The organism is Microbacterium sp. Root1433D1 (genome assembly GCF_001426835.1).
Taxonomy (GTDB): domain Bacteria; phylum Actinomycetota; class Actinomycetes; order Actinomycetales; family Microbacteriaceae; genus Microbacterium; species Microbacterium maritypicum.
The window spans coordinates 40,576-53,678 of sequence record NZ_LMFN01000004.1; the positions used below are offsets into that span (position 1 = coordinate 40,576).

General features: G+C 68.6%; 18 protein-coding genes. 8 read left to right on the forward strand and 10 right to left on the reverse strand.

Annotated elements, in window-relative coordinates; genetic code table 11:
- Positions 1–193: 193 nt before the first annotated feature.
- Positions 194–541, reverse strand: a complete 348-nt coding sequence (locus ASD13_RS15830; RefSeq protein WP_157535661.1) for a hypothetical protein — start codon at positions 539–541, stop codon at positions 194–196.
- A 168-nt stretch (positions 542–709) separates the two neighbouring features.
- Between ASD13_RS15830 and ASD13_RS15835 the strand changes: the two genes are divergently transcribed.
- A complete protein-coding gene (locus ASD13_RS15835; RefSeq protein ID WP_055871358.1) occupies positions 710–979 on the forward strand; it encodes a type II toxin-antitoxin system Phd/YefM family antitoxin in 270 nt (89 codons plus the stop codon).
- The gene (locus tag ASD13_RS15840) at positions 976–1,233 is read left to right on the forward strand and encodes a type II toxin-antitoxin system RelE family toxin (RefSeq protein ID WP_055871362.1); all 258 of its coding nucleotides are present in this window, start codon (positions 976–978) and stop codon (positions 1,231–1,233) included. Before ASD13_RS15835 ends, ASD13_RS15840 begins: the two co-directional genes overlap by 4 nt.
- On the opposite strand, the gene ASD13_RS15845 is transcribed toward ASD13_RS15840, so the two are convergent.
- Both ASD13_RS15845 and ASD13_RS15850 read right to left on the reverse strand, forming a co-directional pair.
- Positions 1,224–1,682, reverse strand: a complete 459-nt coding sequence (locus ASD13_RS15845; RefSeq protein WP_235562673.1) for an NUDIX hydrolase — start codon at positions 1,680–1,682, stop codon at positions 1,224–1,226. The two genes, ASD13_RS15840 and ASD13_RS15845, sit on opposite strands and share 10 nt — an antisense overlap.
- 60 nt (positions 1,683–1,742) lie before the next feature.
- On the reverse strand, positions 1,743–2,000 hold the full coding sequence (locus ASD13_RS15850; protein WP_157535662.1) for a hypothetical protein: 258 nt from the start codon (positions 1,998–2,000) through the stop codon (positions 1,743–1,745).
- Between the two features lie 165 nt (positions 2,001–2,165).
- Here ASD13_RS15850 and ASD13_RS17840 point away from each other — a divergent pair, with 165 nt between their 5' ends.
- Both ASD13_RS17840 and ASD13_RS17450 read left to right on the forward strand, forming a co-directional pair.
- Complete coding sequence (locus tag ASD13_RS17840) at positions 2,166–2,357, forward strand: ATP-binding cassette domain-containing protein (protein WP_442922332.1); 192 nt, start codon at positions 2,166–2,168, stop codon at positions 2,355–2,357.
- The gene (locus ASD13_RS17450; protein ID WP_162246303.1) at positions 2,282–2,578 is read left to right on the forward strand and encodes an ABC transporter ATP-binding protein; all 297 of its coding nucleotides are present in this window, start codon (positions 2,282–2,284) and stop codon (positions 2,576–2,578) included. The genes ASD13_RS17840 and ASD13_RS17450 overlap by 76 nt, the downstream gene beginning before the upstream one ends.
- 22 nt (positions 2,579–2,600) lie before the next feature.
- Here the strand turns inward: ASD13_RS17450 and ASD13_RS15865 are convergent, their stop codons facing one another.
- Positions 2,601–3,071 carry a hypothetical protein gene (locus ASD13_RS15865; RefSeq protein ID WP_055871379.1) on the reverse strand — a complete coding sequence of 157 codons (471 nt, stop codon included), beginning with the start codon at positions 3,069–3,071 and terminating at the stop codon, positions 2,601–2,603.
- Between the two features lie 149 nt (positions 3,072–3,220).
- Positions 3,221–3,430 carry a hypothetical protein gene (locus tag ASD13_RS17455; protein ID WP_127483271.1) on the reverse strand — a complete coding sequence of 70 codons (210 nt, stop codon included), beginning with the start codon at positions 3,428–3,430 and terminating at the stop codon, positions 3,221–3,223.
- 209 nt (positions 3,431–3,639) lie between these two features.
- Here ASD13_RS17455 and ASD13_RS15870 point away from each other — a divergent pair, with 209 nt between their 5' ends.
- Positions 3,640–7,257: an efflux RND transporter permease subunit gene (locus tag ASD13_RS15870; RefSeq protein ID WP_055871381.1), complete on the forward strand. Its 3,618-nt coding sequence runs from the start codon at positions 3,640–3,642 to the stop codon at positions 7,255–7,257.
- Positions 7,258–7,401: 144 nt separating this feature from the next.
- On the opposite strand, the gene ASD13_RS15875 is transcribed toward ASD13_RS15870, so the two are convergent.
- Entirely contained in the window at positions 7,402–8,142 is a 741-nt protein-coding gene (locus tag ASD13_RS15875) for an alpha/beta fold hydrolase (RefSeq protein WP_055871383.1), read from the reverse strand.
- Positions 8,143–8,212: 70 nt separating this feature from the next.
- On the opposite strand from ASD13_RS15875, the gene ASD13_RS15880 reads away from it, so the two are divergent.
- Positions 8,213–8,911, forward strand: a complete 699-nt coding sequence (locus ASD13_RS15880; protein ID WP_055871387.1) for a helix-turn-helix transcriptional regulator — start codon at positions 8,213–8,215, stop codon at positions 8,909–8,911.
- Positions 8,912–8,983: 72 nt separating this feature from the next.
- On the opposite strand, the gene rplI is transcribed toward ASD13_RS15880, so the two are convergent.
- From rplI to rpsF, 4 genes are read right to left on the reverse strand one after another with little or no spacing between them, the layout of a single operon-like run.
- On the reverse strand, positions 8,984–9,436 hold the full coding sequence (gene rplI / locus ASD13_RS15885; protein ID WP_017829849.1) for a 50S ribosomal protein L9: 453 nt from the start codon (positions 9,434–9,436) through the stop codon (positions 8,984–8,986).
- 11 nt (positions 9,437–9,447) lie between these two features.
- The gene (gene rpsR / locus ASD13_RS15890) at positions 9,448–9,702 is read right to left on the reverse strand and encodes a 30S ribosomal protein S18 (RefSeq protein WP_017829850.1); all 255 of its coding nucleotides are present in this window, start codon (positions 9,700–9,702) and stop codon (positions 9,448–9,450) included.
- A 56-nt stretch (positions 9,703–9,758) separates the two neighbouring features.
- Positions 9,759–10,274, reverse strand: a complete 516-nt coding sequence (locus ASD13_RS15895) for a single-stranded DNA-binding protein (RefSeq protein ID WP_021201451.1) — start codon at positions 10,272–10,274, stop codon at positions 9,759–9,761.
- A gap of 5 nt (positions 10,275–10,279) precedes the next feature.
- On the reverse strand, positions 10,280–10,648 hold the full coding sequence (gene rpsF / locus ASD13_RS15900; protein WP_017829852.1) for a 30S ribosomal protein S6: 369 nt from the start codon (positions 10,646–10,648) through the stop codon (positions 10,280–10,282).
- 255 nt (positions 10,649–10,903) lie between these two features.
- On the opposite strand from rpsF, the gene ASD13_RS15905 reads away from it, so the two are divergent.
- Positions 10,904–11,608: a hypothetical protein gene (locus ASD13_RS15905; RefSeq protein ID WP_235562648.1), complete on the forward strand. Its 705-nt coding sequence runs from the start codon at positions 10,904–10,906 to the stop codon at positions 11,606–11,608.
- A gap of 231 nt (positions 11,609–11,839) precedes the next feature.
- A complete protein-coding gene (locus tag ASD13_RS15910; protein ID WP_055871392.1) occupies positions 11,840–13,093 on the forward strand; it encodes an NAD(P)/FAD-dependent oxidoreductase in 1,254 nt (417 codons plus the stop codon).
- Positions 13,094–13,103: the final 10 nt, after the last annotated feature.

Consider the following 13,103-nt stretch of genomic DNA (forward strand, 5'->3'; position numbering starts at 1 on the left):
CATCCGTCGCGCCCGCGCGGAAGCACCCGGCGGTCCGCCTGTCGGGAGTTCGGACGGATGCAGGGAGCAAGTGCCCGCCCGGACCGCGCGCGGCCGGATCCTCCCGACAGACGTCCCGCGAAACCGGTGCGCAGCTGGTCCCGCGAACCCGCGCCGGGAATCGGGGGCACCCGGTGCACGCGGTGAGGCAGGATCAGGGGATGTCGTCGACCTCGCCGTGCGGGATGATCGCGGCGCGGTAGCGCTCCACGAGTTCCCGCCATCCGGAACCCTCGGTGTACTCGTGCTCGTAGACCGCTTCGGTGAAGTGCCAGAGCAGATAGGGGTGCGCGCCGAGACCGTACAGCGCCCCGTAGTCGCGTTCCACGAAAGCAGTGCGCTCCTCGGGGGTCAGCACCCGGTCGTCGGCAGCCGCATCGGGGCCCGCTCCCCCGGCGAGCCAGCCATCGACGAAACCCTCGGTGTCGGCGACGTAGGCGTTCACGTTCGCGGTGCTCATCTCGACGGCGCGGATGAACTTGTTCATCATGTACCGGCTCACGATGCGGCCCTCCACAGGAAGAACGGACTGGATGCGAAGCGCGAGGTCGTCGCCTCGGCGAGGTCGGCGGGGCGGCCCTGCATCGCGGCGAGCAGGATCTTCCGGCGCGACTTCTCCTTGAGGCCGAGCTACCAAACGATCGATTTGATCGTTTGGTACCATTAGCCCATGACTGATGTGTTGCCCGTCTCCGATGCCAAGCGTCAACTCGGCGCGCTCGTCGATCGTGCCCACCTCACGCACGAGCCCGTGTTCCTGTCCCGCCGTGGGCGTCGCGTCGTGGCCATCGTCGACGCGGATGAATTCGATCGACTTCGCGAGATCGCCGAGGACGCCGAGGACGCTGCCGCCGCCGTGGCAGCACGCCGCGAAGCTGCGGAAACCGAATCGCTCCCCGTGCCGTGGGAGGAAGTGAAGGCGGAACTGGGGCTCGTGTGAGCTATCGGATCGACATCGCTGCGCCGGCACAGCGGCAGTTGCGAAAGCTGGATCCGCAGGCCCGACGTCGCGTGCAGGCGGCGATCGAACTCCTGTCCGAAGAACCACGACCGCCCGCGGCGAAGATGCTCGCCAACAGCGATGGCGCGTGGCGCGTCCGCGTGGGCGACTATCGGGTGATCTACGACATCGAGGACGATCGTCTGGTCGTGCTCGTTCTCGCCGCAGGGCATCGCCGCGAGATCTACCGCTGAGCGAAGAGCCCCATGACCCCGGCGGGATAGAGGGGCAGCACCTCGGCGGCGTCGTCGAAGCTGCGCCAGACGACGGGAACCACCGCCCCGTCGCTCTCCGTGAGCGTCGCGCCCTCCGCTGCGGGTTCCGGATCGAGGCGTCCGGTGTACACGAAGACGATCTCGTGTCCGACGTCCCCGTCCAGGTGGAAGATGTTCTCCACCACCCCGAGGTAGCTCAGATCCTGGATCGTCGCCGACAGCTCCTCGCGCACCTCGCGCCGGACCGCATCGATGTGGGTCTCGCCGACCTCGACGCTGCCGCCGATGAGGCGGTGATACCCGCCCGGATTCTCCGCGGTCGCGGCATTGACGCTGACCGCATGCGCGGTCCCTTTCACGTTCGGCGCGACGAGCATCGCCTTGACGCGGATATGACTTCGATCGATTGACGGAGCAGGCTCTACCATGATCGCCACGGCGATCCCCTGAACACGACGACCAAATCACGCACCGTCCGTCCAGTGGGTTTAGGTGCTGGGGGCGCGATCTGAAGACTCCTCAGTCTTGCTCTTGCGCACCTCATAGACAAAGCGAAAAATCCACGCCGCAGATGCGAGGAACGCGACGACCACAGTGACGTACGAGTACCACTCCGGTCCCACACCCTTGACGAGCGAGAAGATACCAACGCTCAAGAAAGCGGCCGCCCCCAGCAGATTCCATTTTCCATAGCGCTCCATGATGAGCGATGCTACTTCACGGCTTCCCGATGCAACAGAGGCCATGTCAGAAGCGAACGCTAAGGATGGGTTGTGGGCCACGCATCACCAAACCATCGAAGGCTCCCTCTCCATCCGCCCCGAAGTACGTACTGATACGCGATCGACGGCGTCGCGTAGATAGTCCAGGCGATCGGGCCGATGACGCGGTCGGCGGCCACCGATGCGGCGATGCTCCGCGCCGGTGCACTCGAGTTCGCGGATCGTGATGCGGCGACCCTGTCCGGCCGTGAGTGCCAGAGGGTGAACCTCGCGCGGGCCCTGGCCCAGAGGTCGACCTTGCTGCTGTGCGACGAACCGACGAACCACCTCGACATCCGGGCGCACTCGTCCTTCTCGACGTCCTCGCGCGCGACGGCATGACGGCGCTGGCCGCGCTCCACGACCTCAACCACGCCGCGGCCTTCGCCGACCGGGTCGTAGTGATCGCCGACGGCCACGTGCAGGCCGCAGGTTCCCCGCAGAGCGTGCTGACGCGCGAGCTCATCGCCCGCGTTTGGCGCGTCGACGCCGAGGTGCTGTCACGCCCTGGCAGCGACCGCCCGCTGATCGTGTTCGACGCGGAGCACGCACTCGCGCGCTGATCGGAACCGTACGGCCGCAGCCTCAGCCGGCCTCGGCGGAGGCGAACTGCGGGACGACGACGAATGAGCCCAGTCGGTGCGCGAGTGCTTCCGCCTCGGCCTCCTGATCCGCCTGCTGATCCGCCTCCTGCGGAGAATCGGCGAACGCGGCGGATCCGGCACCCCCGCCCACTCCCGCCAGAACACAGGCCTGCGCGGGCTTTCGAAGCTGGTCGAAAGTCATGGGCAGGCTCTCGCAACGCGCATGTCCGCACAGCAGATGCGCGAGCTCGTGGATCACCACGTGCAGGCGGAACCACTGAGGATCGGCCCGGCGGACCGGGATCCTCGCCCGGTCACCGTCGAGGAGAACGAAGCGCGGGACCGCGTTCCATTCCTCCTCGTTCAGCACCTCGACCTCGATGTCCAGCCTCAGCAGGGCGGACGCTCGTTCCAGGATGCACTGCACACTCGTGCCGCACTCGACCTCCAACTCTTCGAAGAGTCGATCCACTCGACTTCGACCACTCACGATTCCCTCACCCCTCGCAAAGCCCGGCCCCCTTTCGGCCGGACAACCCTCACAGTGAAGAGACGAAGGTGAGGGCCCAGTCATTACGCCGAAACCCTGAGAACTTTCGGCCAGTGTTTTCGCGCCTCGGACTACGACTTTTGGGTCAGATCGTGCACAGCGAGGCCGTTCGAGGCCGAATCGACCGCGAACGGGGCAGTGGTGGCCGAGTCGAGCGCTGCCGAGTCGAGCGCTGCCGAGTCGAGCGCTGCGGCGGCGAGAGTGGCCGCAGCGGTTCCGCACACGGCCGCCTCCCATGCGCCCAGGGCGCCCGAGTCCTCCCGCGGGGGGACGAGGATCACCCTGCGGGAGGATGCCCCGGCGCGCGCGACCCGGCAGGCTCGAATCGTCGATCGTGTCGCCGGAGCTCAGTCGCCTCTCGTCGCGCTGAGCCGGACCCACAGGATTCGGCACGGGGCGACGTGAGTCGAGTGATCACAGGCGGCTTCCGCGTCGCGCGCGTGCCACTTCGCCCGCCGCTGCGACCCAGCCGAAAGCACCTCATCGCTCCATGTCGTTCCTCACACGCAGCAGTCTCAAGAACCGCCTGATCCTGTCGCTCGCGACACTGGCGATCGTCGCTCTCGGCCTGATCTCGATGGGCTCGCTCAAGCAGGAGCTGATGCCGTCGTTGCAGGCGCCCATGGCGTTCATCTCGGCGCAGTCGCAGGGTCTCGCGCCCGAAGAGATGGCGAGCAGCGTGACCGAGCCCGTCGAGCAGGCCGTCCGCGCCGTGCCCGGCGTGACGAGCGTCACGTCCACCACCTCCAGCGGGGGTGCGCAGATCCTCGTCGAGTGGTCGTTCGGGGAGAACGACGAGGAGACCCTGCGCACGATCCGCAGTGCGACCGAGTCGTTGAAGCCGAGCTTCCCCTCGGGCACAGAGGTCCAGGTGGCGTCGGGCGGTGCCGGTGATCTGCCCGCGATGGTCCTCAGCGCGGGCACCAGCGGCGACCAGGAGAAGTTCGGCGATGCTCTGCAGCAGACCGTCGTCCCGGCGCTCAAGGGCGTACCGGGTGTGCGCGCCGTCGAGCTCGCGGGCCAGGAGACGCAGCGCATCACGATCGATCTCCGCCCCGCGGATGTCACGCGGCTCAAGGTCGAGCCCTCGACGCTCGGCCCGATCCTCGAGGCGCACGGCGCCGCGCTTCCGGCAGGGCAGGCGGATTCCGCCGAGGGGCCTCTGTCGATCACCGTGGGGTCGCGACTCGCCACTCTCGAAGACATCCAGGCCCTTCCTGTACCCACGCCCGAGGGAGCCGTCACGGTCGCCGAATTCGCCGACGTCTCGATCGAGACGGTGCCGGCGCAGACCATCTCACGGGTCAACGGCAACCCGTCGCTCACGCTCCAGATCATCCCGTCGCAGGGAGCCAACGTGGTCGACATCTCGCACGGCGTGAACGCCGAGCTCGACCGGCTCGCCCCGATCGTCAAGGCCGAGTTCGTGACGATCTTCGACCAGGCGCCCTACATCGAGCAGTCGATCCACGACCTCTCCGTCGAGGGCGGGCTGGGCCTGCTCTTCGCCGTGCTCGTGATCCTCGCGTTCCTGCGCTCGTGGCGCTCGACGGTCATCGCTGCCGTGTCGATCCCGCTGTCGCTGCTGATCACGCTCGTGGGCCTGTGGTGGAGCGGCAACACCCTCAACATCCTGACCCTCGGCGCGCTCACGATCGCCATCGGACGTGTCGTCGACGACTCCATCGTGGTGATCGAGAACATCTCGAGACGACGCGGCGACGGACCGCTCACCATCGACGGCATCGTCGCGTCGGTGCGCCAGGTCGCCGGTGCCATCACCGCCTCGACGCTCACCACCGTCGCGGTCTTCCTGCCCATCGCCTTCGTCTCCGGAATCGCCGGGCAGCTGTTCCGGCCGTTCGCGGTGACGGTCTCGATCGCCCTTCTCGCCTCTCTCGTCGTCTCGCTCACCATCGTGCCGGTGCTCGCCTCCTGGTTCCTCAACAGGGCTCCGAAGCACCGTGCCGCAGTTGCCGAAGCGGCTCAGCCAGTGTCCGAGGGATCGGCGGACGACGCACCGCTCGCCCACGAGAACGAGGTGCCGTCCGAGCTCGACGAGATCCATACGGCTCCCGACCGCCTGCAGCGCACGTTCATGCCGGCCCTGAACGCGACCCGTCGACACCCGGTCATCACCCTGGTCGCCTCGGCCCTGCTGCTCGTCGCGACGCTGGGTATGACGCCGTTCATCCAGACCGACTTCCTGGGCTCATCGGGTCAGGCGAGCCTGCAGGTCGTGCAGACGCCCCCGAAGGAGGCCACGGCCGACCTGGTCGCCGCCGCGGAGCCGGTCGAGAAGACGCTCGGGAAGATCGCGGAGATCGATGACATCACCACCTCGATCCCGGTCCCCACACCCGGCACCCCGACGTCGATCACCTACGACCTGCGGGTGAAGGACGGAGCCGACGTCGCCGCGGTCGAGTCGAAGGTGCAGAAGGCGCTGGACGGTCTTGCCGACAGCGGCACGATCGAGCTCGCTTCGCAGGACGCCTCCCTCGCAGGTGCCGGTGACGGCATCGCCCTGGCCATCCAGGGCAACGACCCGGCCGCGCTGCGGACCGCGAGCGATCTGCTGGAGAAGCAGCTTGCCGACGCCGACGGGGTGCGCTCCGTGAAGAGCGAGCTCGCGGGCGAGCAGCCGGTGCTGCGCGTGAAGGTCGACGAGCCGCTGGCCGCGCGCCTCGGCTTCGACCGGGCCACGATCGCGAAGGCCGTGCAGGAGGCGCTCTCGGGCACCACCGTCGGCACCCTCATGTACGAGGGTCGGGAGCGCGACATCGTCGTGCGCACGCCGGGCTCGGCACGAACCGCCGACAAGCTCGGCGAGATCATGCTGCCCGTCACGGCCCAGCAGACGGCAGAGGCGCAGAAGGCCGCCGCCGACGCACTCGAGGCCAAGGCCAAGGCCAAGGCCGAGGAGGCCAAGACAAAGGCCGAGAAAGAACTCGACTCGCAGATCAACACGGCCACGAAGCAGCGGGCCGAGCTCGCGGGTCAGATCGGCGCCCTGAACAAGCAGCTCGCGGAGCTGTCGGCGGCGCCGATCGTCCCCGCAGACCCGCTGAGTCCTGAGGACGAGGCGGTGCTCCAGGCGCAGGCGGAGCGCGCCGAGCAGCTCTCGGCGCTGCAGAGCGCGATCGAAGGCGCGCAGTCCGGCATCAAGGCGGCGGACGAGCAGATCAAGGCCCTGCGTCAGAGCCGCACCGACGCCGCCGCCCAGCAGGTCGAGGCCGAAGCCGCCGAGGCGGAGCAGAAGGCGGCCACCGAGGTCACGGGCACCGCGATCCCTCTGGCCGCGATCGCCACGGTCGAGGAAGAGCTCACCGCTCCGACCATCACCCGCGCGGAAGGCGAGCGGCAGGTCACCCTGACGGTCACGCCGGAGAAGGGTGGTCTGTCGGCGGCCAGCCGGGCGATCGACGAGGCGATCGCCGAGACCGACCTGCCGGCGGGCGTCACGTTCGAGCAGGGCGGCGCGTCCGCCCAGCAGGACGAGGCGTTCAGTCAGCTCGGTCTGGCGATGCTGGGGGCCATCGTTCTCGTGCTGCTGGTGATGGTGGCGACGTTCCGCAACTTCCGCGGCCCGCTCGTGCTGCTCATCTCGATCCCGTTCGCGGCGACCGGTGCGATCCTCGGGCTCCTCCTCACCGGTACGCCGATGGGGCTTCCGGCGCTGATCGGACTGCTGATGCTCATCGGCATCGTCGTGACGAACGCCATCGTGCTGATGGACCTCGTGAACCGCCTCCGGGTGGCCGGGGCGAGCCTGGACGAGGCCGTGGAGCACGGAACGCGTCTGCGTCTGCGTCCGATCCTGATGACGGCGGCCGCGACCGTGTTCGCGCTGGTCCCGATGTCGCTCGGCCTGACCGGTGGTGGCGTGTTCATCTCGAAGCCGTTGGCGATCGTGGTGATCGGCGGACTGGTCTCATCGACGCTGCTCACCCTGGTGCTGGTGCCGGTCCTGTACACGCTCGTGGAGCGCAGCCGGGATCGCCGGATCGCCAAGCGTGCCGAGCGACGGGCCCGCCGTGAGGAACGCCGTGCCGCCTCCGCCGAGGAGACGACGGACGTCTTCGAGGTGGCGGCCGACAGGGAGTAACCCCTCGCGCGCCCCTGAGGTGCGGTGATCGCCGCACGGATGTCGGGAGGTTCCCGCGGATCCCGTACGGATCTGCCGGATCCTCCCGACTTCCGTGCATTCTCCCGACATCCGTGCGGGCTTGAGGCCCGCACGGCGCAGGGTTCAGTCGCTGGAGGAGGCGACCGCCTGGATCAGCTCCGCGAGGTCGCCGGGACGACTCCACATCGGCCAGTGCCCCGTCGGCAGGTCGATGACGTCGAGGTGGTCGAGCTCCGCGACTTCGACGAACATGGGATGACCCGCCTGCGCCAGCTCCCGCACCTGCGTGCCCGAGATCGAGCAGCACACGAGCGTGGTCGGGATCCTGCGACGCGCATCGTCCACGAGCTCGACGGGCTGCCGCAGCGCGGGGCCGGGCTGCGGCACTGCCCGCTCGCGAAAGCGCTCGAGCACCTCCGTGCTCAGTCCCTCCAGGCTCGCCTGCTGCCCCAGCACCTCGAACGGCGGCAGAGGAAGCTCGTCCACCTGCTCCAGGAGGTCGGGCGCGAACACGCTCCCGGTCGCCACCGGGCCGGAGTCGACCCACACCACCCGGCCGAACAGCTCCGGGTGCCGATCGAGCACGAGGCTGACGGGCGCGTTCGCGCCGCTGTGCGCGACGATGATCGCGGGATGCTGCTCTGAGACACCGAGCCGGGCGAGCTCCCCCAGGATCCCGGCGGCTTGATCGTCGAGCGTCTTCGTCGCACGCTCGGGATCGTTCGCGTCGAGACCCGGCAGCGTCATCGCGACCGCACGAGGGCCCGCGGCGTTCAGGTGTTCGAGGACCTCATCCCACGCCCAGGCACCCAACCAGTGGCCGGCGATGAAGAGGATGGTCGGGCTGCTCGTCGTCTGTGTCATACCCCCAGCTTGTTCCGCACTGCGGGCAGGTGTGTGTCACTATTTATGTCATGAATTTCCAGGCAGAATCGTGAAGCGCGCAGAGCGCCTGCATGCCCTGTCCGAGATGCTGCGACGCAGCGGATCGCGGGGCTGCTCGGCCGAGCGTCTGGCGCGGGAGTTCGACGTCTCCGTGCGCACCGTCAAGCGCGACCTGGCGGCGTTGGAGCGCAGCGGCGCACCGCTGTGGTCGCGCCCGGGTCCCGGAGGCGGCTACGGCCTGGCCGTGGGAGCATCGCTGCCGCCGGTGAGCCTGTCTCCCGCGCAGGCCGTGGCGCTCATGGCTGCCGTGTCCGCAGCGCCCGACGCCCCCTACGCCGACCTGGCCGCGGCGGGTGTGCGGAAGATCCTGGACGTCCTCGACCCTCACACGCGCGCCCGAGCCGACGCGCTCGCCCACCGTGTGTGGATCGATGCGCCGCCCTCTTCCTCCCGCGCGATCCGGTCGGCGCTGGAGGAGGCGATGTCGGACCAGCGCGTGGTCCGCCTCCGGTACACGGCCAGAGACGGGAACACGACAACGCGTGATGTCGAGCCCGTGCTGTTCGCCTCCACGAACGGCCAGTGGTACCTGGTCGGGTGGTGCCGTCTGCGTGACGCCATGCGGTGGTTCGCCGTGTCGCGCGTCGAGAGGGCCAGCGTCACGAAGGCGGCCTGCAGCGGTCACACCGTCGATGAGGTCGGAGAGCCGCCGGCCGGTGCACGGCCGGTGCACGGTCGAGACGGGTGAGGCGCACGAGCGACCGGGCCGGGGAATGCAGAACGCCCCTGTCCCGGAGGACAGGGGCGTTCTCGACGTGCCTTACTTGGCGGCGACGACCTGCAGCGTGATCACTGCGGTGACGTCGTCGTGCAGACGCACGGTCGCCTCGTGCTCACCGGTCACCTTGATGGGCGACGTGATGTGCACCTTGCGCTTGTCGATCGAGCCCAGGCCGGCGGCTGCGACAGCATCCGCGACGTGGTCCGTCTTGACGGAGCCGAAGAGACGACCCTCCTTGCCGGCCTTGACCGTGAGGCGCACCTTGGTGCCCTCGAGAGCGTTCTTCAGCGCGACAGCGTCGTCACGATCGTGGATCGCGCGTGCCTGACGCGCGGCCTGGATCGATGCGACCTGCTTTTCGCCACCGCGGGTCCACGCCGTAGCGAAGCCCTGCGGGATGAGGAAGTTACGGGCGTACCCGTTCTTGACCTCGACAACGTCACCGGCACTACCCAGCCCGGCGACCTCGTTCGTGAGAATCAGCTTTGCCATCTCGATACCCCTTACCGGCCGGCGCCAGCGTAGGGCAGGAGCGCCATTTCGCGCGCGTTCTTGATCGCCGTGGCGATCAGACGCTGCTCCTGCACCGAGACACCGGTGATACGACGGGCACGGATCTTGCCGCGCTCCGAGACGAACTTGCGAAGGGTGGCGACATCCTTGTAATCGATGACACCGACCCGGATGGACTTCGCGGGAGCGGTGGGCTTGCCACCCTTCCGCGGCTTGCGGCGGTCGCCGCTCGACTTTCCAGCCATTGTTTTTCCTTAGTGATGAGCGGATGCCGGCCGTGAAGGCCGGATCCAGAAGTTGTTCAGAACGGGGTGTCGTCGCCGAAGCTGCCGGGAGTGCTCCAGGCATCCGCGCTGGTCGACGAACCGGGCGTGGACCACGGCTCCTCCGACACCTGCTGCTGCGCGGGACGGGACTGTCCACCGCCACCGGCACCGCCGGCACCGCCGGTCGAGGCCGCACGGGTGACCTGCGCGGTCGCGTACCGGAGCGAGGGGCCGATCTCGTCGACCTCCAGCTCGATCGCGGTGCGCTGGTTGCCCTCGCGGTCCTGGTAGGAGCGCTGACGCAGACGGCCCTGCGCGATGACGCGCATGCCCTTCGTCAGCGAACCCGCCACGTGCTCGGCGAACTCGCGCCAGACGGATGCGCGGAGGAACAGCGCGTCGCCGTCCTTCCACTCATTCGCGGCACGGTCGAAGTTCCGAGGCGTCGATGCGATGGTGAAGTTCGCCACCGGCAGCCCGTTCTGCGTGTAGCGCAGCTCGGGGTCGGCCGTGAGGTTTCCCACCACGGTGATGACGGTTTCGCCGGCCATGGGACTTAGGCCTTCGCAGCCTTGGCGGCCTTGCGAGCAGCCTTCTCTTCGGAGCGCTTGGCCTCCGAAGCGACCATCGCCTGAGCCTCTTCCGAGCGGAGGACCTTGGTACGCATGATCTGCTCGTTCAGCTTCAGCTGACGGTCGAGCTCCTGCGTGGCCTCGCTGGTAGCGGTGAAGTTGACGACGGCGTAGATGCCCTCGGTCTTCTTCTGGATCTCGTAAGCCAGACGGCGCTTGCCCCAGATGTCGACCTTGTCAATCGAGCCACCATCGTTGGTGATGACCTTCAGGAACTTGTCGAGCGTCGGGGCGACCGTGCGCTCGTCGATCTCGGGGGTCAGAATGACCATGAGTTCGTACTGGTGCGTCACTTACCCACCTCCTTCGGACTAGAACGGCTCTCGGGACTTTCCCGGGAGCAGGAGGGTGTGTGCACGTGCCGGTCTCTGGAATCCCGAATGGACGCCGCGAGACAGACAACCTTGACAGTCTAGCGGAAGAGTAGTGATGCCGCGAACGGATCCCCGGGCACAGCGGCAAGCGGTGACGGGACGACGGCGGTTGTTGGCATGCTGGAGAGAGTGCCGGATGACGGTCATCGGGCACTCGACCAGAGGGGGGACGCGATGCACGTCAACAAATGGGGGGTCGGCGTCGTACTCGCCACCGCCGTACTGCTCACCGGCTGCACCGGAGGCGGGTCGGACTCGACCACCGAGAAGAAGCCCAGTGCCGGCGCCTCGCAGGAGGCGGAAGCACCCGAGATGGACTGCCCCGAATTGAAGGACGGCGCGAGCCTCGACGGTTCCGTGCTCGGCGACTGCGTCGCGGACGCGATGTCGGAGACCGCAGGCTATGCCGCCACGTCCAGCGTCATGGGCATCGATTCGACGGCCCGCGTCAATCCGTCCGACAAGGCCATCGAGACGATCTCGCCCGCGGGCTCCCTGATCGTCATCGGCGATGACGTCTGGGTGAAGTCGGCGACGAGCGACTGGCAGGCCGCGGACCCGTCGTCGAGCGACCCGGTCATCGCCGCGCTCAGCGCGAGCGCCGCCGATGCTTCCCTGCTCGACCCGACCAAGGCCGCCGACGCCGTCACGGGCGCGTTCACCGTGACCGGCACCGGAGAGCGCCTCGGGCAGGCGGTCTACCTCTTGTCCGGCACCATGGAGCAGCAGGGAACCGCGGTCGAGGTCGTCTTCGAGGTCACGGCGGACTACGTCGTCCTCGCCTCGTCCAGCAGCGCGTCGCTTGAGGGCCAGACGGTGGAGGTCACGATGGAGATCACCGAGTGGGACGTGAGGCAGGAGATCGTCGCACCCGTCTGAGCGGGAGCGTGGCACGACGGGCCGGGGCAGCTGCCTCGGCCCGTCGTGCGTGACGGTCGTACGCTGGTGCCATGCAGCCCGTCCGCACCGCGAACAGCGTCGACGCTTCGGGATCCTCATGAGACCGGAGGGGAAGCCCGAGGCTGCGCAATACACGTCTGCTCGACGAAGAGGAACGGGCCGCGATCAGCGGACGCGCGGCGGCGATCCGCAGAGGAGAGGTCGGAGCGAATGCCTGACGTGATCGTGATCGGGGCAGGGCTGGCAGGACTCCGCTGCGGCGGGATGCTCGCGTCACAGGGACTCGAGGTCGTGGTGCTCGAGGCTTCGGATGCCGTCGGGGGCCGCCAGCGCACCGACATCGTCGACGGGTTCCGGCTGGATCGCGGCTTCCAGGTGCTGAATCCGGCCTACCCGGCACTGCGCCGCAGCATCGATCTGGATGCCCTCGCCCTGCGCAGCTTCCCGGTCGGCGTGCGGGTACGCACCGCTCACGGCACGGCTGAGCTACGGCATCCCCTGCGGCATCCACTCTCGATCATCCCCACGCTGCGCAGCGGATTGGTGAACGGAGCAGATGCCGTCGCGCTCGCGCGCTGGGCGGCGCCGGCTCTGGTGCGCCCGCTCTCCCGTCTCGCGCAGGACGATGTCACGGTACGTGAGGGGTGGGATGCCGCAGGTCTGCGCGGCCCTCTCCGCACCGCCGTGCTCGAGCCGTTCCTCGCCGGGGTGCTGGCAGAGGACCGCGGCGTGACATCGAACGCCTTCGCGCGGCTGCTGGTGCGGTACTTCGCGCTCGGGCGCCCCGGCCTGCCGGCTCAGGGGATCGCTGCGGTGCCGGAGCAGCTTGCCGCACAGGCACGGAGAGCCGGAGCCGAACTCCGTCTCGGCTCCCCCGTCGCACACGTGCGCTCACTCGGTGAGGGCGTGCAGGTGGAGGTGGCCGACGGCGACTCCCTCCACGCGGCCCGGGTCGTCGTCGCGGTCGGGCCGGAAGCGGTCAACGAACTCACCGGACTCTCCACGCCGGCGACGAACGGCCTGCAGACCTGGTGGTTCGCCGCCGCCGAAGCGCCGACCTCCTCCGCACTGCTCACCGTCGACGGCCGGCGCCGAGGTCCGATCGTGAACACGGTGGTGATGACGAACACGGTCCCGTCGTATGCCCCGGCCGGACGCCATCTCATCGCCGCGACATGTCTGCTTCCGCACGGCGGCGATCCCTCCACCGAGAGCGAGGTGCGCCGCCACCTGAGCGGGATCTGGGGCACCGACGTGAGCGCGTGGGAGCTGCTTCGTCGCGATGACATCGCCGACGCACTCCCGACCCAACCGGCGCCCCTGGAGCCGGCCCGCTCGCCGCGCTTCGCCGCGCGGATGTACATCGCCGGCGATCACCGTGACACCGCATCGATCCAGGGAGCCCTGGCGTCGGGAGAACGCGCGGCCCGAGCGGTGCTGGTCGACGCGGGGGTTCGAGAGTGATCGGCTCTCT